The organism is Amycolatopsis sp. cmx-8-4 (genome assembly GCF_046548675.1).
Classification (GTDB): Bacteria; Actinomycetota; Actinomycetes; order Mycobacteriales; family Pseudonocardiaceae; genus Amycolatopsis.
The window spans coordinates 95,912-114,509 of the sequence record NZ_JAEBDZ010000009.1; the positions used below are offsets into that span (position 1 = coordinate 95,912).

Annotated in this window: 16 protein-coding genes and 1 tRNA gene; 10 read left to right on the forward strand and 7 right to left on the reverse strand. The window is 70.0% G+C overall.

The genetic code is table 11. The features are described 5' to 3' along the window. Positions 1-25: 25 nt before the first annotated feature. Positions 26-1,045: a LacI family DNA-binding transcriptional regulator gene (locus ACLJQZ_RS20720; protein ID WP_410621575.1), complete on the reverse strand. Its 1,020-nt coding sequence runs from the start codon at positions 1,043-1,045 to the stop codon at positions 26-28. Between the two features lie 171 nt (positions 1,046-1,216). Here ACLJQZ_RS20720 and ACLJQZ_RS20725 point away from each other — a divergent pair, with 171 nt between their 5' ends. The 5 genes from ACLJQZ_RS20725 to ACLJQZ_RS20745 are packed head-to-tail and all read left to right on the forward strand — an operon-like array spanning position 1,217 to position 8,929. Next, the gene (locus tag ACLJQZ_RS20725) at positions 1,217-2,869 is read left to right on the forward strand and encodes a glycoside hydrolase family 13 protein (RefSeq protein WP_410621576.1); all 1,653 of its coding nucleotides are present in this window, start codon (positions 1,217-1,219) and stop codon (positions 2,867-2,869) included. 16 nt (positions 2,870-2,885) lie between these two features. Beyond that, the gene (locus tag ACLJQZ_RS20730) at positions 2,886-4,241 is read left to right on the forward strand and encodes an ABC transporter substrate-binding protein (RefSeq protein WP_410621577.1); all 1,356 of its coding nucleotides are present in this window, start codon (positions 2,886-2,888) and stop codon (positions 4,239-4,241) included. Beyond that, a complete protein-coding gene (locus ACLJQZ_RS20735) occupies positions 4,238-5,191 on the forward strand; it encodes a carbohydrate ABC transporter permease (RefSeq protein WP_410621578.1) in 954 nt (317 codons plus the stop codon). The genes ACLJQZ_RS20730 and ACLJQZ_RS20735 overlap by 4 nt, the downstream gene beginning before the upstream one ends. Further along, positions 5,188-6,048, forward strand: a complete 861-nt coding sequence (locus ACLJQZ_RS20740; protein ID WP_410621579.1) for a carbohydrate ABC transporter permease — start codon at positions 5,188-5,190, stop codon at positions 6,046-6,048. Before ACLJQZ_RS20735 ends, ACLJQZ_RS20740 begins: the two co-directional genes overlap by 4 nt. 25 nt (positions 6,049-6,073) lie before the next feature. Next, a complete protein-coding gene (locus tag ACLJQZ_RS20745; protein WP_410621580.1) occupies positions 6,074-8,929 on the forward strand; it encodes a carbohydrate-binding protein in 2,856 nt (951 codons plus the stop codon). A gap of 61 nt (positions 8,930-8,990) precedes the next feature. On the opposite strand, the gene ACLJQZ_RS20750 is transcribed toward ACLJQZ_RS20745, so the two are convergent. Continuing rightward, a tRNA-Tyr gene (locus ACLJQZ_RS20750) sits at positions 8,991-9,073 on the reverse strand. Between the two features lie 117 nt (positions 9,074-9,190). Between ACLJQZ_RS20750 and ACLJQZ_RS20755 the strand changes: the two genes are divergently transcribed. Continuing rightward, positions 9,191-9,682, forward strand: coding sequence for a YajQ family cyclic di-GMP-binding protein (locus ACLJQZ_RS20755; protein WP_247060445.1), 492 nt, complete (start codon positions 9,191-9,193; stop codon positions 9,680-9,682). 66 nt (positions 9,683-9,748) lie between these two features. Here the strand turns inward: ACLJQZ_RS20755 and ACLJQZ_RS20760 are convergent, their stop codons facing one another. Together ACLJQZ_RS20760 and ACLJQZ_RS20765 are read right to left on the reverse strand one after the other, a co-directional pair. Then, the gene (locus tag ACLJQZ_RS20760) at positions 9,749-10,195 is read right to left on the reverse strand and encodes a GNAT family N-acetyltransferase (RefSeq protein ID WP_410621581.1); all 447 of its coding nucleotides are present in this window, start codon (positions 10,193-10,195) and stop codon (positions 9,749-9,751) included. A gap of 15 nt (positions 10,196-10,210) precedes the next feature. After that, positions 10,211-10,870 (reverse strand): hypothetical protein, encoded by a 660-nt coding sequence (locus ACLJQZ_RS20765; RefSeq protein ID WP_410621582.1) that lies wholly within the window; start codon positions 10,868-10,870, stop codon positions 10,211-10,213. 178 nt (positions 10,871-11,048) lie between these two features. On the opposite strand from ACLJQZ_RS20765, the gene ACLJQZ_RS20770 reads away from it, so the two are divergent. Beyond that, a complete protein-coding gene (locus ACLJQZ_RS20770) occupies positions 11,049-12,185 on the forward strand; it encodes an exo-alpha-sialidase (protein WP_410621583.1) in 1,137 nt (378 codons plus the stop codon). 77 nt (positions 12,186-12,262) lie between these two features. Further along, the gene (gene rfbA, locus ACLJQZ_RS20775) at positions 12,263-13,144 is read left to right on the forward strand and encodes a glucose-1-phosphate thymidylyltransferase RfbA (protein WP_410621584.1); all 882 of its coding nucleotides are present in this window, start codon (positions 12,263-12,265) and stop codon (positions 13,142-13,144) included. Here rfbA and ACLJQZ_RS20780 read toward each other — a convergent pair. The 3 genes from ACLJQZ_RS20780 to htpX form a co-directional block, all read right to left on the reverse strand. After that, positions 13,141-14,451 (reverse strand): NtaA/DmoA family FMN-dependent monooxygenase, encoded by a 1,311-nt coding sequence (locus ACLJQZ_RS20780; RefSeq protein WP_410621585.1) that lies wholly within the window; start codon positions 14,449-14,451, stop codon positions 13,141-13,143. The two genes, rfbA and ACLJQZ_RS20780, sit on opposite strands and share 4 nt — an antisense overlap. A 1-nt stretch (position 14,452) precedes the next feature. Then, entirely contained in the window at positions 14,453-15,547 is a 1,095-nt protein-coding gene (locus tag ACLJQZ_RS20785) for an LLM class flavin-dependent oxidoreductase (protein ID WP_410621586.1), read from the reverse strand. 88 nt (positions 15,548-15,635) lie between these two features. Next, positions 15,636-16,496, reverse strand: coding sequence for a zinc metalloprotease HtpX (gene htpX, locus ACLJQZ_RS20790; protein ID WP_410621587.1), 861 nt, complete (start codon positions 16,494-16,496; stop codon positions 15,636-15,638). Positions 16,497-16,640: 144 nt separating this feature from the next. Here htpX and ACLJQZ_RS20795 point away from each other — a divergent pair, with 144 nt between their 5' ends. Then, a complete protein-coding gene (locus ACLJQZ_RS20795; protein ID WP_410621588.1) occupies positions 16,641-17,609 on the forward strand; it encodes a hypothetical protein in 969 nt (322 codons plus the stop codon). A gap of 40 nt (positions 17,610-17,649) precedes the next feature. Next, positions 17,650-18,525 carry an LLM class F420-dependent oxidoreductase gene (locus tag ACLJQZ_RS20800; RefSeq protein WP_410621589.1) on the forward strand — a complete coding sequence of 292 codons (876 nt, stop codon included), beginning with the start codon at positions 17,650-17,652 and terminating at the stop codon, positions 18,523-18,525. Positions 18,526-18,598 lie beyond the last annotated feature (73 nt).

An 18,598-nucleotide genomic window follows, 5' to 3' on the forward strand; every position in this document is an offset into this window, starting at 1 on the left:
CTCCCCCAGGGAAACCGGCCGTTTCCTATGTCCGGACCGGAGCCGTCGACTCGCGTTCGACGAGGGAGACGTCGATCGTCACCGGGTGCTTCGGGCGTTCGCTCTTCTCGATCGAGTCCATCAGGATGGACACCGCCGTCGACGCCTTGCGCGCGATGTCCTGCGACACCGTCGTCAGCTTCGGCGTGACGTAGTTGCACAGGTCGAGGTCGTCGAAGCCGACCACCGAGATGTCCTCCGGGACGCGTGCGCCCGCCTCGGTCAGGCCGTGGACGATGCCGACCGCGAGGATGTCCGCCGTCGCGAACAACGCCGTCAGGCCCGGGTGGCGATCGGGTAGGGCGAGCCCGAGTTCGTGGCCTTCGGCGTACGTCGTGTTGACCGTCTCCACCAGGTCCGGCCGGGCGACGCCGGCGTCCGCGAACGCCTGGCAGAAGCCCTCGAAGCGTTCGTGGACCACGCCTACGCCGCTGAACGCCGGGCCGGCGAACAGGATGCGGCGGTGGCCGAGGTCCAGGAGGTGCCGGGCCGCGAGGCGGGCGCCCGCGAAGTCGTCCGAGCGCGTGCCCGTCGTCAGGCGGTTCGCCGAGTAGCTGTCGATCGCGACGACGTGGACCGCGCCGATCGTCTTCTTCGTCAGGTTGCCGACCTCCTCGTCGAGGAAACCCAGCAGGATCGCGCCGTCGAGGCTCCACGACCGCAGCGCCTCGGCGACCTCGTCCGGGTGGGCGACGCCGCGTAGCAGCAGGTGGTAGCCGTACTTGCGCAGCTCGCGCTCGATCAGGCCGACGATCGCCATGGTGTGCGGGCTGATCATCAGGCTGTCCTCGTCGGCGGCCGGCACCAGCAGGCCGACCAGCCGGGACGCCTTCGTCGCGAGGCTGCGGGCCGACGCGCTCGGGACGTAGCCGAGCTCGGCCGCGATGCGCTGGACCTTCTCGATGGTCCCGGGTGAGACGCGCGCGCGGTTGCCGTTCATCACGTTCGACACGGTCATCATGCTCACGCCCGCCTGCTCGGCGACCTCCCGCAGCGTGACGCGCACCCTCGGTCTCCTCTCGCTCACCCGGGCCCCAGGTTACGGGACCGGCCGTTGACAAGCGGCCGGGGACGACATTACCGTCTATCAAGGTATAGCGCTAAACCTAATCGCCGCGGACCTGGGTCCGCACCCTTCGCCGCGCTCCGGAAACCGTTGAGCCAGAACGGGAGTCCCGTGACCACAGACCTCTCGACCAGCCCGCTGACCACACCCGCCGAGCAGGCGGCGCCGTGGTGGCGCGGTGCGGTCATCTACCAGATCTACCCACGCAGTTTCGCCGACGGGAACGGCGACGGCACCGGTGACCTCGCCGGCGTCCGCGCCCGCCTGCCCCACCTCAAACGCCTCGGCGTGGACGCCATCTGGTTCACGCCCTGGTACTCCTCGCCGCTGGCCGACGGCGGGTACGACGTCGCCGACTACCGCGTCATCGACCCGGCGTTCGGCACCCTCGACGAGGCCGAACAGCTGATCGCCGAAGCCGCCGGGCTGGGCATCAAGACCATTGTGGACATCGTCCCCAACCACGTCTCGGACCAGCACGAGTGGTTCCGGGCCGCACTGGCCGCCGGGCCGGGATCGCCGGAACGCCAACGGTTCTGGTTCCGCCCGGGCCGCGGCGAGCACGGCGAGCGGCCGCCGACGGACTGGGAGTCCAGCTTCTCCGGCGGCACCTGGACGCGCACCACGAACCCGGACGGCACGCCCGGCGACTGGTACCTGCACCTGTTCGCGCCCGAGCAGCCGGACCTCAACTGGAACCACCCGGACGTCCGCGCCGAGCACGAGCGCGTGCTGCGCTTCTGGTTCGACCGGGGCGTCGCGGGCATCCGCATCGACTCCGCGACCATGCCGGTCAAGGACCCGGCGCTGCCCAACGAGGTGACGCCGGAGGCGCACCCGTTCGTCGACCGCGACGAGATCCACGACATCTACCGCGGCTGGCGGGCCGTCGCCGACTCCTACGCTGAGCCGCGGGTCCTGGTCGGCGAGGTCTGGCTGGCCGACCCGCACCGCTTCGCCCGCTACCTGCGGCCGGACGAGATGCACACGGCGTTCAACTTCGACTTCATGATGCGCCCGTGGGACGCCGGCGAGCTGCGCACCGCCATCGTGTCCACTTTGGACGCCCACGGCCCGGTCGGCGCGCCGCCGACGTGGGTGCTGTCCAACCACGACGTCACCCGCGCGGCCACTCGCTACGGCCGCGAGGACAGCTCGTTCGGCTTCGTGGGCCGGGCCTTCGGCATCCCCACCGACCTGGCGAAGGCTCAACGACGAGCCCGCGCGGCCGCGCTGCTGTCGGCGGCTTTGCCCGGCTCGCTCTACGTCTACCAGGGCGACGAGCTGGGCCTGCCCGAGGTCGAGGACCTGCCGCTGGACGTCCTGCAGGACCCGATGCACTTCCGCTCCGGCGGCACCGACCCCGGCCGTGACGGCTGCCGCGTCCCGCTGCCCTGGACGTCCGACGCGGGCAGCGCGTTCGGCTTCGGCGCCGGAACCCCCTGGCTGCCCCAGCCGGCGAACTGGGGTGACTACTCGGTCGAGCGGCAGGACGGCGATCCCCGGTCGATGCTGACGCTCTACCGCACCATGATCGCGCTGCGCCGGGCCGAACCGGCGTTGCGCGGGGAGGAGTTCGCCTGGGCGGGCGAAGACGGCGACGACATCCTCGCCTTCCGCCGTGGCGACGACCTGCTCTGCCTGGTCAACTTCGGCGAAACCCCGATCGACCTGCCCGCCCACCTCGAAGTCCTGCTCGCCAGCGAAGAGCTGGCCGACTCCCAGTTGCCCACCGACACAGCCGTCTGGCTGCGAGTCCAGTAACCCGCCAGGAGTGACGATGAAGTCCTCGAAGATCGCCGCGGTCTGCCTGTGCGCCGCCGCCGCGCTGACCGCCTGTTCCGGTGGCGACGACACCACCACCGCCGACGGCAAGACCGTCGTCAAGGTGTCCATCGAACCGGGCCTGGACCAGGGCGCGGTCGCCGCGTTCAATACCCGGGTCACGCAGTTCGAAACCGCGAACCCGAAGATCGACCTGGTCCCGCAGGAGTTCAAGTGGGACGCGACGACGTTCACCGCGCAGCTGGCGGGCGGCACGCTCCCCGACGTCCTGACCATGCCGTTCACCGACGGCCGCGGCCTGATCGAACGCCGGCAGCTCGCCGACATCAGCGGGCTGGTCGACCAGCTGCCGTACGCGAAGAAGTTCAACCCCGAAGTCGCGAAGGCCGGCTCGGCCGACGACGGCAAGATGTGGGCCGTCCCGATCGCCGCGCACGGCCAGGCGCTGCACTACAACCGGACGCTGTTCAAGCAGGCCGGCCTCGACCCGGACAAGCCACCGTCCACTTGGGACGAGATCCGCACGGACGCGAAGCAGATCGCCGAGAAGACCGGCCAGGCCGGGTACGCCCAGCTGACCACCGACAACACCGGCGGGTGGATCCTCGCCACGCTCGACTACGCCTTCGGCGGCCGCACCGAGCAGCTGGCCGGCGACAAGGCGACGGCGACGCTGAACACGCCGCAGATGGCCCGCGCGCTGCAGACCATCCACACCATGCGCTGGGACGACAACAGCATGGGCGCCAACTTCCTCTACGACTGGAACGGCATCAACCAGGACTTCGCCGCCGGCCGGATCGGGATGTACGTCTCCGGCGGCGGCAACTACGGCTCGCTGAAGGCGCAGAACGCGATCAAGGCGGACGACTACGGCGTCACGGCCCTGCCGCTGGACGGCCCGAACGCCGGTGTCCTCGGCGGCGGCACGCTCGCCGGCGTCAACGCCAAGGCGAACGACGCCGTGCAGGCCGCGGCGGTGAAGTGGATCGACTTCTACTACCTGAGCAAGCAGGCCGACCAGGCCGCGGCCGTCGCCGACGCGAAGGCGACCGCGGACTCCGGCGAGGCCGTCGGCTCGCCCGAGCTGCCGGTGTTCGACAAGGCGACCTTCGACCAGCGGATGGGCTGGATCGCGCAGTACGTCAACGTGCCGGTGAAGCAGATGACGCCGTACACGGACAAGATGTTCGGCCAGCCGCTGATCCCGGAGCCGACACGCTCCACGCAGCAGGTCTACGGCCTGCTCGACCCGGTGGCGCAGAAGGTCCTGACCGACCGCGGCGCGGACATCCCCGCCCTGCTGGCCGACGCGCAGACGCAGGCCCAGGCGTTGCTGGACAAGCCGTGACGCTCACGGCGGCCCGGCCGGCGGCGGTGACCCCGCCCCCGGCCCGGGCCCGCCGCCGGCGCACCCCGCTGACGTGGGTGCGCGGCGGCCTCGGCACGGTGCTGTTCCTGCTGCCGATGCTGGCCGTGTTCGGGCTGTTCTCGTGGCGGCCGATCGGCCAGGCCGTCGTGATGAGCTTCCAGCAGACGAACCTCGTCTCCGACCCGGTGTTCGTCGGGCTGGACAACTATCGCGCTGTCCTCGGTGATCCGCAGCTGTGGAACGCCGTCGGCAACACGCTGTGGTTCGCCGTGCTCGCGCTGCTGCTCGGCTACCCGATCCCGCTCGCCGCCGCGGTGCTGATGAGCGAGGTCCGCCGGGCGAAGGGCCTCTACAGCGCGCTGGCCTACCTGCCGGTGGTGATCCCGCCGGTGGTGGCCGTGCTGCTGTGGAAGTTCTTCTACGACGCGAGCCCGAACGGCGTGTTCAACACCGTGCTGGGCGCGGTCGGGATCAGCCCGGCGCCGTGGCTGCAGTCGGCGTCGACGGCGATGTTCTCGCTGGTCGCGGAGGCGACGTGGGCCGCGGCCGGCGCCACGATCATCATCTACCTCGCCGCCCTGACCAGCGTCCCGCCCGAGCAGTACGAGGCGGCCGAGATCGACGGCGCGTCGGTCCGGGGCAAGGTCTGGCACGTCACGCTGCCGCACCTGCGCGGCGTCCTGCTGATCACGTTCATCCTGCAGATCGTCGGCACGGCCCAAGTGTTCCTCGAGCCGTTCCTGTTCACCGGCGGCGGCCCGGCGCGGTCGACGACCACGATCCTGCTGCTCGTCTACGACTACGCCTTCGCCGACAGCCTCGGCGGCGACTACGGCGCCGCGACGGCGTTGAGCGTCCTGCTCGCCCTGGTGCTGGGCCTGTTCTCCGCCGTGTACTTCCGCCTCACCCGCGCCTGGAGCAAGTCATGACGCGCGCCCTGCTCTCGCCGTCGGACTGGCGGCGCCCCGTCGTCCGCCGCACCACCCGCACCCTGCACGCTTTGTTGCTCGCGGCCCTGTTCCTGGCCGGCCTGGGCCCGATGCTGTGGCTGGCGAAGGCGGCGGTCACGCCGACCCAGGACACGCTGCGCGACCCGCTGTCCCTGTGGCCGCACGGGATCGACTTGGCCAACCTCTCGACGGCGTGGACGCGCGTGCAGATCGACAAGTACTTCCTCAACACCGTGTGGGTCGCCGCCGGGTCGTGGCTGGTGCAGCTGATCGTCGCGACGACGGCCGGGTTCGCGCTGTCGGTGCTGCGCCCGCGCTACCGGAAGGTGCTCACCGGCGTCGTCCTGACGACGTTGTTCGTGCCGGCCGTCGTGCTGCTGGTGCCGCTGTACCTGTCGATGGTCGACTTCTCGCTGATCAACTCGTTCTGGGCGGTCTGGCTGCCTTCGGGCGCCAGCGCGTTCAACATCCTGCTGGTGCAACGGTTCTTCGACAACCTCCCGCGCGAGGTGTTCGAAGCCGCTCGCGTTGACGGCGCGGGCCCGCTGAGGTTGTTCTGGTCGGTCGTGCTGCCGATGTCACGCCCGATCCTCGGCGTCGTCTCGGTGTTCGCGATCGTGGCCGCCTGGAAGGACTTCCTCTGGCCGATGCTGGTGCTGCCCGACCCGGCGGTCCAGCCCCTCTCGGTCCGGCTGCCGGCGTTGCAGAAGTTCGTCGAGCTGGACGTCTTCCTCGCTGCTTTGGCTATCTCGACGGTCATCCCCGTCGTGCTGTTCCTCGTGTTCCAGCGGATGTTCCTGCGCGGCAACGCGCTGGGCGGAGCCGTCAAAGGCTGACTCTCTTTTTGTTGGGAGAAAACAGATGCGCAGATCCCCTGTTCTGGCCGTCGCGGTGCTCACTTTCACCGCGTTGGTGTCCACGGTCCCGGCACACGCCGCGACCACCCGTCTCGAAGCCGAATCCGCTGCCCTTTCGGGCGGCGCTGTGGTCGAAACCGACCATCCCGGCTACAGCGGTTCCGGTTTCGTCGGCGGTTTCACCGACGGCCATCGCGGCACCGCGCGGACGACGTTCGCCGTCTCCGCCGCGTCAGCCGGTTCGTACACCCTCGCGCTCGGCTACGCCAACGGCACCGGCTCTTCTCGAACCCTCACCCTGACCGTGGATTCCACGGCAGAGCAGATTTCCTTGCCCGCCACGGCTTCCTGGGACAGCTGGGGCTCGGCGAGCGTCGCCGTCACCCTCGGCGCGGGCGCGCACAGCGTGTCGTACACGTTCGGCTCGGGTGACAGCGGCAACGTCAACCTGGACCGCCTCGACGTCACGCCGTCCGCGACCGGGCAGGCAGGTCCGTTGTTCGAGGCCGAGAACGCGACGCTCTCGGGCGGCGCGGTCGTCGCGACCGACCACCCCGGCTACAGCGGGACCGGCTTCGTCGGCGGGTACACCGACGGCAACAAGGGCAACGCCCGGACGTCGTTCGCGGTCAAGGTGACCACCGCCGGACCGCAGTCGCTCGCCCTCCGGTACGCCAACGGCACCGGTACCGCCATGACGCTTTCGCTCTATGTCGACAGCGTCCGCCAGCGCCAGGTGTCGCTGCCCGCGTCGGCGAACTGGGACACCTGGACGTCGGCGACCGAGTCCGTCACGCTCACCGCGGGCGACCACACGGTCGCGTACGCGTTCGACAGCACCGATTCCGGCAACGTGAACCTGGACAGCCTGACCGTGACTGCTTCGGTCCCTGCTGGTCCTGGCGAGGCGGAGGCGGCGTTCCTGTCCGGCGGTGCGACCGTCGGCACGGCCACCACGGGCTTCACCGGGCCCGGTTACGTGACCGGCTTCGGGACCGCGGGCGCGCGTCTGGTGCGCACCTTCGCGATGGCGTCGGCGGGCACGGCGACCGCGACGATCCGGTTCGCCAACGCGGGCACCCTCGCGGTGGCGGCGAACGGCCGCGACGCCGGGGCCGCGTCCCTGCCCGCCGGCACCGGCTGGCGGACGGCGACGGTCTCGGTGCCGGTCCGCGCGGGCGTCAACACACTGCAGCTGGCCGGCACCGGCAGCGACGTCCTGGTCGACAGCGTGGTCGTCGCGAGCGAGACGGCGCTGGCCGCGCGGGGCGCGACGACGCCGTACACCGAGTACGAGGCCGAAGCCGGGTCGACGACCGGCACCGTGCTCGCCGCGGACCGGACGTTCCACACGGTCCAGGCCGAGTCGAGCGGCCGCCGCGCGGTGCGGCTCGGTGCGACCGGGCAGTCGGTGAGCGTCACGCTGACCAAGCCCGCGAACGCCGTCACGCTGCGGTTCTCGATCCCGGACACCGCGGACGGTGCCGGGCAGACCGCGCCGCTGGCGCTCTACGCGAACGGGACGAAGATCCGCGACCTGTCCCTGACGTCGAACTACAGCTGGGTCTACGGCGATTACCCGTACACGAACGTGCCGTCGCAGGGCAGCCCGCACCGGTACTACGACGAGACGCGCGCTTCGATCGGCGACTGGCCCGCGGGCACGGTCCTGAAGCTGCAGAAGGACGCGTCGAGCACGGCCGCGTACTACGACATCGACCTGCTGGACGCCGAGCAGGCGCCCGGTGCGGCGACCGCCCCGGCGGGCGCGTTGTCCATCACGTCCTACGGCGCGGTGCCGGACAACGGCTCGGACGCGACGTCGGCGATCAACGCCGCGATCGCCGCGGGCGCGGCCCAGAACAAGCCGGTGTGGATCCCGGCGGGGACGTTCCGGATCACGTCGAAGATCAACGTCGCGAACGTGCGCGTCTTCGGCGCGGGTCCGTGGTCCTCGGTGATCCAGGGGACCGGTCCGCGCGGTGGCTTCTTCGGCACGGGCAGCAACGTGACGCTGGCGGACTTCGCGATCTTCGGTGACGTCCGGATCCGCGACGACAACGGCTCGGACGGCGCGCTGGACGGCAACTTCGGCACCGGGTCGCTGATCCAGAATCTGTGGATCGAGCACACCAAGGTCGGGCTGTGGGCCGACTCGGGCACGAACGGCCTGTACGTGGTCGGCACGCGGATCCGCGACACGTTCGCGGACGGCGTCAACATCCACGCCAAGGACGCCGGCACGAGCAACGTGCGCGTGGACCAGTCGATGGTCCGCAACACCGGCGACGACGGACTGGCGATGTTCTCCGAAGGCAACACGGTCGCCGGGAGCGCGTACACGTTCAACACGGTCCAGTCGCCGGCGCTGGCCAACGGCATCGGCGTCTTCGGCGGGTCCGGCAACCGCGTCGAGGACAACCTGGTCGCGGACAACGTCACCGCGGGCTCGGGCATCACGGTCGGCACCCGCTTCAACCCGGTCCCGCTGTCGGGCACGACGTCGATCCGGCGCAACACGCTCCTGCGGACGGGCAGCTTCGAGTACAACTGGAACTCGGCGATCGGCGGCCTCTGGATCTACGCCGACTCGGCGCCCATCGCGGCCCCGATCGTCGTCGAGGACCTGACGCTGACCGACAGCAGTTACCAGGGCGTGCTGCTGAGCTTCCAGAAGTCGATCACGCAACTGAGCTTCGACCGCGTCACGATCGCCGGAGCGGGCACGTACGGCATCGAGACGAACGCGACGGGCAGCGCATCGATCGCCCACACCACGGTGACGGGCGCCACGTCGGGCGGCCTGCTCAACGACGGCGGCTACACGCTGGTGAGGGGAGCCGGGAACTCGGGCTTCTGACGGCCGGGCTTCCAACGCAAACGGCCCCGGTGACCTGCGAGGTCACCGGGGCCGTTGGGCGTGGCGGGTGAGGGATTCGAACCCCCGTAGGCGTAAGCCAACTGGTTTACAGCCAGTCCCCTTTGGCCACTCGGGTAACCCGCCCAAGCCGGTCGTACCGGCCGGGGAGAAGCTTACCCATGCACTCCCGGCGGGGGTCAACCGGGATACCCGGGACTAGGCTGGGTGCCCCTGACTAGCGAGTACGAGGTGTGAGGACACGTGGCGGATCCCTCTTTCGACGTCGTGAGCAAGGTCGACCACCAGGAGGTGGACAACGCGCTGAACCAGGCGAGCAAGGAGCTGGGCACGCGCTTCGACTTCCGCGGCACGGGCACGACGATCAACTGGTCCGGCGAGGAGGCGATCGCGATCGAGTCCGAGACCGAGGAGCGCGCCCTGGCCGCGGTCGAGGTCTTCAAGGAGAAGCTGATCAAGCGCAGCATCTCGTTGAAGGCGTTCGAAGCGGACGAGCCGGCCCTGTCGGGCAAGATCTACAAGCTCAGCGGCAAGATCATCCAGGGCATCGCCTCGGACAAGGCGAAGCAGATCGCCAAGTTCATCCGCGACGAGGGCCCGAAGGGCGTCCAGGCCCAGATCCAGGGCGACCAGCTGCGGGTGTCGGGCAAGAAGAAGGACCAGCTGCAGGACGTGATCGCGTTGCTCAAGGGCAAGGACTTCGAGATCGCGCTGCAGTTCACGAACTACCGGTGATGCACCCTCGTTGACCTGCGGGTATCCCCTGTCGGGTGCCCGTGGGTACAACGTCGGCGGGTGCCCTCAGCTCCGGTCCGCGTCGCGCCGGTAGCTGTAGTGGATGAGGCCCGCCCGGAGCTTGCCCACCTTGTCGTACAACGCGCGAGCCGGGGCGTCCTCCAGCGTGTTCCAGTACAGGCCCGGGAAGCCCTGCTCTTCCGCGTCCCGCGCCACCCAGTCGATCATCGCCGTCGCGATACCCCGCCGCCGGGCTTCCGGGTCGACGTACAAGTCCGTCAGGTAGCACTTCGCGGCGTACCAGATACTCGCGTGGAACAGATAGTGCGCGGCGCCGACCACCTCGCCGGCCAGCCTGGCGATGATGCCGCGGATCCGGTCGTCGTCGAGCAGGCGTCGCCAGGTTCGTTCGTAGGCTTGGTCGGCGCGTTCGACCTCGAAGTACGCATCCTTGCCGCGGGCCAGCACTTCCCAGCGGGCGCGGTCGGATTCGGCCAGGAAGCTGATCTCCACCAATGGTGCCTCCGCTCAGGACGGCGTGATCGTCCAGCTCGTCTCGTAGCCGTCCACCCTCAGGTACGCCGGACCTCGAACATCCCGGTCCACCTCGACGTCGCCGATCTCGTTCACCAGCAGGTCGCGGGTCTCGTCGGACTGCACCCACAACGCGATGTTGCCGCGGGTCTTCGCCGTGAGGTGGACGTGCGTGATGCCCGCCGGGACGCGCAAGACCGCGTCGCCCTTGCCGGTTGACGGCTTGGCGGCGCCGGCCTGCGGGAGGCTTCGGTAGTCGGCGATCGTCGCCGTCCAGGGCGCGTCCGCCAGGACCGTCACCTTCCTCGTCGGGCGGTCCGGTTCCGTGTTCAGCCAGGTTGTGCCCTTGTACGCGCCGATCGCGTTGACCAGGCCGAACTCGCCGCCATCGGTGCTGATGATCACGTTGCCCGCGCACTTCGGGCAGTCGAACGTGAAGAAGCCCAGCTGGTCCGCCGGCCACGTCACCGCGAACTGGCCTTCGCCCTTGCCCGTGTGCGTCTCCGGCGGCACGTCCCGCGGCGCGGCCGGCGCAGCCGTAGAAGGAGGCGAAGAAGCAGAAGAACCAGCCGCCACGATCACGCCGTACCCGGTACCCGACGCGCACCCCGACGCCAGCACCACGGCCGCGAGTGCGTACACCACTTTCTTCATCCGATCCCCCTCAGTGATCTTTCGGCCGTCTTTGCCCCGGCGTTACCGTCGCCTTGTGTGATCGATCACCCAATCGGGCACAGCAAACCCCTCTAACGCGCGAACGCCGCGCGACCGTCCACAGCAGACCGCCCGCAGCGTGTTGTAATCGCGCGGTCACCGCGTGGAGAGGGTCAGGATGCGCCGTTTGCTCGTCTTCGTGCTTCCGCTGATCCTCGTCACCGCGCTGCTGACGCCCGCGAGCGCCGCCGCACGGCAGCAGCTCGTTCCCGGCTACGGCTCCTACGCCCGGCTCGTGCGGCTCGACCACTCCCCCTTCGGGCGCGGGCGCATCATCGCCGCGCTCACCAGCGAAGACGCCGGGGGCAAGTTCACCCCCGTCATGGAGAGCACGGACGAAGGCGCGTCCTTCCACGAGATCGCCGAGATCCACGACCCCGACGGCCGCTACGGCATGTGCTGCGGCACCCTTTACGAACTCCCGCAACGCGTCGGCCGGCTCCGCGCGGGCACCCTGCTGTGGGCCGCGTCCTACCGGCAGGACGCCGGGGCGCAACGCCGCGTCGGGATCAAGATCTGGGCCAGCAAGGACGGCGGCCGCTCCTGGGGGTTCCTGGCCGAAGCCGCCCGCTCGCACAACATCGACGGCATCTGGGAGCCGGAGTTCACCGTCGACGCCGGGGGCACGCTCTGGCTGCACTTCGCCGACGAGACGCAGGCCCCGAAGTACGCGCAGGTGCTCAACCGCGTCGCCTCGACCGACGGCGTGAACTGGGGCACCAAGCAGCTCACCCTGGCCATCCCGCCGGATCGGGTCCGTCCGGGCATGCCGATCATCCGGCGGCTGCCCGACGGCCGGTACTACTTCGCCTACGAGATCTGCAACTTCCGCGACCGCTACTGCGACCCGTACTTCAAGATCTCGCCCGACGGCGCCAACTGGGGCAGCCCGACCGATCCCGGCACCCGCGTCAACACCGCGAACGGCAACTACTTCCAGCACGCGCAGACGATCACGTTGTTCCCCGGCGGGCCGAACGGCGTCCGGATCGTCATGGTCGGGCAGATCTACACCGACGCCAAGGGCAAACCGCAGCCCGGCAACGGCCAGGTTCTGCTCGCGAACGACAACTTCGGCAGCGGCAACTGGTACGAGCTGCCCGCGCCGGTGCACATCACCGGCATCTACAACAACTTCTGCCCCAACTACTCCTCGACGCTGCTGCCGGTCGACGACGGCAAGAACGTCCTGGAGATCGCCACCGAGTACAACCTCGGCTGCAAGGCCTACTTCGGCAAGGGGCCGGCCTTCTAGCGCTTCCCCATCACGGCTCCACCCGTTGCCCCCGTAGGGTGGGCCGCGGCGGTGGACCGAGCAGAGGGAGGCAGCGAATGAAGGGCATCGTGCTGGCCGGAGGCAGCGGGACACGCTTGCACCCGATCACCCAGGCGGTGTCGAAGCAGCTGCTCCCCGTCTACGACAAGCCGATGGTCTACTACCCGATCTCGGTGCTGATGCTGGCCGGGATCCGCGAGATCCTCATCATCTCCACCCCCGCTGACCTGCCGATGTTCCGCAAGCTGCTGGGCAACGGCGACCAGTTCGGCCTCGCGTTCACCTACGCCGAGCAGGCCAGTCCGAACGGGCTGGCCGAGGCGTTCGTGATCGGCGCGGACTTCATCGGCGACGACGACGTCGCGCTGGTGCTCGGCGACAACATCTTCTACGGCCAGGGCTTCTCCAGCCGGCTGCAGACCGCGGTCCGGGACCTCGACGGCTGCGTCCTGTTCGGCTACCCGGTCAAGGATCCCGAGCGCTACGGCGTCGGCGAGGTCGGCGCGGACGGCAAGCTGGTCTCCATCGAGGAAAAGCCGGCCAAGCCCCGCTCGAACAAGGCGATCACCGGGCTGTACTTCTACGACAACCAGGTCGTCGAGATCGCGCGGGCGCTCAAGCCGTCACCGCGCGGCGAGCTGGAGATCACCGACGTCAACCTCACCTACGTGCGCCAGGACCGCGCGACGCTCGTCGAGCTCAGCCGCGGGTTCGCCTGGCTCGACACCGGCACGCACGATTCGCTGCTCGAGGCCGGGCAGTTCGTGCAGGTGCTGGAGCACCGGACCGGCGTGCGCATCGCCTGTCTCGAGGAGATCGCGCTGCGGATGGGCTTCATCGACGCCGACGAGTGCTACGCGCTGGGCTCGAAGCTCGCGAAGTCCGGCTACGGCGACTACGTCAAGGCGGTCGCCGTAGCGGCGGGAGCTTCGGCCTAGAACAGCTGGTCGCGCAGCGTCGGTCCGGCGTACCCGGTCCGGAAGACGCCGCGTTCCTGCAGGTGGGGGACGACTTTCTCGACGAACTCGTCGAGCCCGCCCGGGGTCAGGTGCGGGGCGAGGACGAAGCCGTCGGCCGCGTCGGACTGCACGTATTCGTCGATCGCCCCGGCCACGGTCGCGGGCGAGCCGACGAACTGCTGGCGCGCGGTGGCCTCGATCACCAGCTCGCGGATCGACAGCTTCTTCTCCTCCGCGAGAGCCCGCCACTTCGCGGCCAGCGCGGCCGGGTCCTTCTCGTGGCGGACGCGGCCCCAGGTCAGCGGCGCGGCGTCCGGGTCCGGGTCGATGTCGGGCAGCGGCCCGTCGACGTCGTAAGCCGACAGGTCGCGGCTCCACACCTGCTCGAGGAACTGGATCGCGGTGGCCGGGCGGACCTGCTGGTACCGGATCTCCCGCGCGCGCTCCGCGGCCTCGGCGTCGGTGTCGCCGAGGACGAACGCCGCGGCCGGCATGATCAGCAGCTCACCGGGCTCTCGGCCGTAGGCACTCAACCGCCGCTTGACGTCGTGGAAGAACGCCTGGCCGTCTTCGAGCGTGCCGTGCCGGCTGAAGATGACGTCGGCGGCCTTCGCGGCGAACTCGCGCCCTTCGTCGGAGTCGCCGGCCTGGATGACGACCGGCTGCCCCTGGGGCGAGCGCGGCAGGGTGAACTCGCCGTGGATGTCGAACTGCGGTCCACTGTGGACGAACTTGCCGGGGTCGCGCGCGAAGACGCCGTTCTCCTTGTCCCCCACCAGGGTTCCGGGCTGCCAGCTGTCCCACAGCTCGCGCACGGTGGCCAGGAACTCCTCGGCGCGCGCGTACCGGTCCTCGCGCTTGAGGAAGCCGCCGCGCCGGAAGTTCTGACCGGTCCAGGCGTCCGGCGACGTCACGACGTTCCACGCCGCCCGTCCGCCGGAGAGGTGGTCGATGCTCGCGACCTGGCGCGCCACCTCGTAGGGCTCGTTGAACGTCGACGACAGCGTCCCGGCCAGGCCGAGGTGGGTGGTGACGGCCGACAGCGCGGCCAGTACGGCGGTCGTGTTGGGCCGGCCGACGACGTCGGTGTCGAGGATCTTGCCCGCGTGCTCGCGCAGCCGCAGGCCTTCGGCGAGGAACAGGAAGTCGAACTTGCCGCGCTCGGCCGTGCGGGCGAGGTGCTCGAACGACGCGAAATCGATCTGGCTGCCCGCCGCCGGGTCGCTCCACACCGTGGTGTTGTTGACGCCGGGGAAGTACGCGGCGAGCTTGATCTGCTTGGTCATCTCAGGCTCCCGGGGTGACGGCGTACTGGTTGACCGCGCGGCCGAGCCCGAGGTGCTCGCGCAACGTCGAGCCGCGGTAGCCGGGCCGGAACGCGCCGGCCGCGCGCAAGGCCGGGACGACCTCGCCGGTCAGCAGGTCGAGGTCGTCGGGCAACACGGCCGGCCGCAGGTGGAAGCCGGCGACGCCGGACTCGGCGGCCCAGCGCGGCAGCTCGGCGGCCAGCTGCGCGGGCGTGCCGACGAACGACAGGCCGACGGGCTCGAACGGCGTCAGCGCGTCCAGCTCCCGCCGCCGGTCGCGGGCGGTCTGCGCGGTCTCGGCGAGCACGATCGAGACGGTCGCGAGCACCTTCGCGCCGGGGAACCGCGCGACCGCGGCGCGCACGGCGTCGAGGTGATCCGCCCTGGTGATGACCAGGTCGGCGGCGACGGCGTGCGGCGAATCGCCGTAGACGGCGGTCACCGGGTGGCCTTGCGGCGGCCGCGGCGTGATCGACGGGCCCTTCACGCTGAAGAAGCCGCCCTCGAAGTCGACGTAGTGCAGCTTCTCCCGGTCGATGAACCGGCCGGTGGCCGCGTCGCGGATGATCGCGCCGTCCTCCCAGCTGTCCCAGAGCCGGGTGACGACGTCGACGACGTCGGCGTTCTCCGCCTCCGCGGCGGCCTCGGCGGGCGCCGGACGACGGCCGAAGTGCGCGGCCTCGGCGTCGGTGCGCGACGGCACGGCGAGCACGCCGGCGCGGCCGCGGCTGGCGTAGTCCAGCGTCGCGACCGACGTCGAGACGTGGAACGGCTCGGTGTGCGTGGTGGTGACCGTCGGCACCAGGCCGATCCTGCTGGTCACCGGCGCGATCGCGGACAGCGTGAGCAGCGCGTCGAGACGGCCGCGGACGACCTCCTCGCCGCCGGACTGCAGCGCCAGCGAGTCGTCGAGGGTGACGAAGTCGAGCGAAGCCGCTTCCGCGAGCTTCGCGTACTTCAGGTAGTGGCCCGAGGTGAACAGCGCGGCGGGCTCGGCCGCGGACACGCGCCACGCGGCCGGGTGGTACCCGGCCCCGTCGATGGCGACGCCCAGGTGCAGCTCTGCGGAGACCATGCCTGCGCAACTCCGCGCCCCCGATGTGGATTCCCCGTCCCAGCATGTGGAAGAAACGCATCTTTCCCTACGAAAGTGACGCCTGGGGTCAGAGGCCGCCGGGGGCGCGGCGGGCCATCTCCTCCAGCCGCGCGATGCGGTCGGCGATCGGCGGGTGCGTCGAGAACAGCTTGCTCATGCCTTCGCCCGGGCGGAACGGGTTCGCGATCATCAGGTGCGACTGCGACACCAGCTGCGGCTCCGCGACCAGCGGCCGCGCCCGCGTGCCCGCGTCGAGCTTGCGCAGCGCCGAGGCCAGGCCCAGCGGGTCGCCGGTCAGCTCGGCGCCGGACGCGTCGGCCTGGTACTCCCGCGACCGGCTCACGCCCATCCGGATGACGGCGGCCGCGATCGGCCCGATGAAGATCAGCAGCAGGCCGACCAGGGGGTTCCCGTCGCGGTTGTTGCCGCCGAAGAAGAACGCGATGTTCGCGAGGACGCTGATCAGGCTGGCCAGCGCCCCGGCGACGCACGAAATCAGGATGTCGCGGTTGTAGACGTGGGACAGCTCGTGGCCGAGCACGGCCCGCAGCTCGCGCTCGTCGAGGATGTCGAGGATGCCGGTGGTGCAGCAGACCGCCGCGTGACGCGGGCTGCGGCCGGTGGCGAACGCGTTCGGCGCGGCCGTCGGGCTGAGGTACAGCGCCGGCATCGGCTGCCGGGCGACCGTCGCGAGCTCGCGCACGATCCGGTACATCGCGGGCTGCTCGGCCTCGGACACCGGCTGCGCGTGCATCGCGCGCAACGCCAGCTTGTCCGAGTTGAAGTAGGCGAAGGCGTTCATCCCCAGGGCGATGACCAGGCCGATGACCAGGGCACCGCGGCCGAAGAGCCCGCTGATCGCGACGATGATCGCCGACAGCAGGCCGAGCAGCAACGCCGTCTTCAACCCGTTCTGGTGCCCGTGCACGCGCGCTCGCCTCCGTCCGCTCTTTCCCGCTCTTCAGGTGGGTTACCCACTGGAAACAACGCGATCGGGGGACCCGAAGTTCCTTCGCGTGATCATCGCGCGGGTTAGGCTCGGGAGGCGAATCGATCACGAGCGGAGGCGCCGATGCGAGGCCGCCGGATACGCCGGAGGACCCTGTTCGCCCTGGTCACAGCGGGCGCGGGGGCGGTGATCCTGCCCGGGGTCGCGCGCGCGGAGAACGTCCGGTCGATCGAGCTGGGCGGCGCCCCGACCGGGATCGCGGTGAATCCGGTCACCGGCCTCAGTTATGTCACGGATCCCCAGGCCGGGACCGTTTCCGTCGTGGATCCGCAGAGCGCGACGATCGGCGCCGTGGTCCGCGTCGGCGGCGCGCCCGGTGACATCGCGGTCGACTCGGTCGCCAACCGGATCTACGTCGCCAACCCGCCGGCCGGCACCATCGTGGTGCTGGACGGCCGCACCCACGACCTGGTGAGCGTCATCGGCGCGGGCGCCGGCGCGGCCACCCTGGCGGTCGACGAGCAGGCCAACCGCGTCTACGCGGCCAGCGGCGGCACCGGCATGCTCGCCGTGCTCGACGGCGTCAGCTGCTCACTGGCGGCCCTCGTGCCCGGTCCGAAGCCGAGCCTGGGCGGCATCGCCGTCGACCCCGGCCGCAAGCTCGCCTACTGCGCCAGCACCGACACCGACTCGGTGGAGGTGTTCGACATCGACGCCGGGAAGTTCGTCGCGAGCGTGCACGTCGGGGCGAAGCCGACGGCGGTCGCGGTGCACGCCGCGAGCGGCACGGTGTACGTCGCGAACTCCGGCATCCACCACATGTCCATTGTGGACTCATCAACGCGCACCGAGCGCAAGACCGTGTTGCTGCGCAGCGAATCCTCCGCGCTCGCCGTGCACCAGGGCACGAACACGGTCTACACCAACGGCGGCCAGAACGGGATCGGCCGGATCGACGGCGCCACGGGCACGCTGACCGGCGACCTGTCGCTGGGCGTCAACCCCGGCGACGTCGCCGTCGACCAGCGGACGCACACGGTGTTCGTCACCGATCCCTTGCACGGCAGGGTTTCCCTCATCGGGGATTTCTGAGCACACACCTGGGGTAACTCCAGGTATACGGTCGGGAACTATGAAACTCGGACTGCAGATCCCCGACTTCACCTGGCCGAACGGGGCGTCCGCGCTGGGCGCCGACCTGGCCGCCGTCGTCCGCACCGCCGACCAGGCGGGCTTCGACTCCATCGCCGTGATGGACCACTTCTTCCAGATCGGCGGGGTCGGCCCCGTCGAAAACGACATGCTCGAGGCGTACACCACCCTCGGCTTCATCGCGGCGCACACCGAGCGCGCCAAGCTGCTGACCGTCGTCACCGGTGTCCTCTACCGCCACCCGGGCCTGCTGGCCAAGGCGATCACGACGCTGGACGTGCTCTCCGGCGGCCGCGCGATCCTCGGCGTCGGCGCGGGCTGGAACGAGGAGGAGTCGAAGGGCCTCGGCTTCCCCTTCCCGCCCGTGAAGGAGCGCTTCGAGCTGCTGGAGGAGAACCTCCAGTACATCCTGCAGATGTGGGCCGAGGGCGACGCGCCGTTCAAGAGCGCGCACTTCGACGCGGCGCGGCTCCTGAACGTCCCGCAGGTGCTTTCGAGCCCGCGGCCGCCGATCATGATCGGGGGCGGCGGCGAGAAGAAGACGCTGCGTTTCGTCGCGAAGTACGCCGACCAGTGCAACCTCTTCAACAGCCCGGAGCTGGAGCACAAGCTCGACGTCCTCAAGCAGCACTGCGAGACCGAGGGCCGCGACTACGACTCGATCACCAAGACCGTTTACCACATCCTCGACATCGGCGAGGACGGCGAGAAGACCGAAGAGCTGCTGAAGGAGCTGGAGCGGCTGAACGGGCTCGGCATCGAGGTCGCCCTCGGCATGGTCCCGCACGTGCACAACCCGGCGGTGCTCGAGAAGTTCGGCACCGACGTCATCCCGGCCGCCGCGCGGATCGGCTGACCCCGGACAAAAGAACAATCAATTCCCCGCGGATCCCCTGATATCGTTTCTTCGATATTTCGGGATCTGCGGG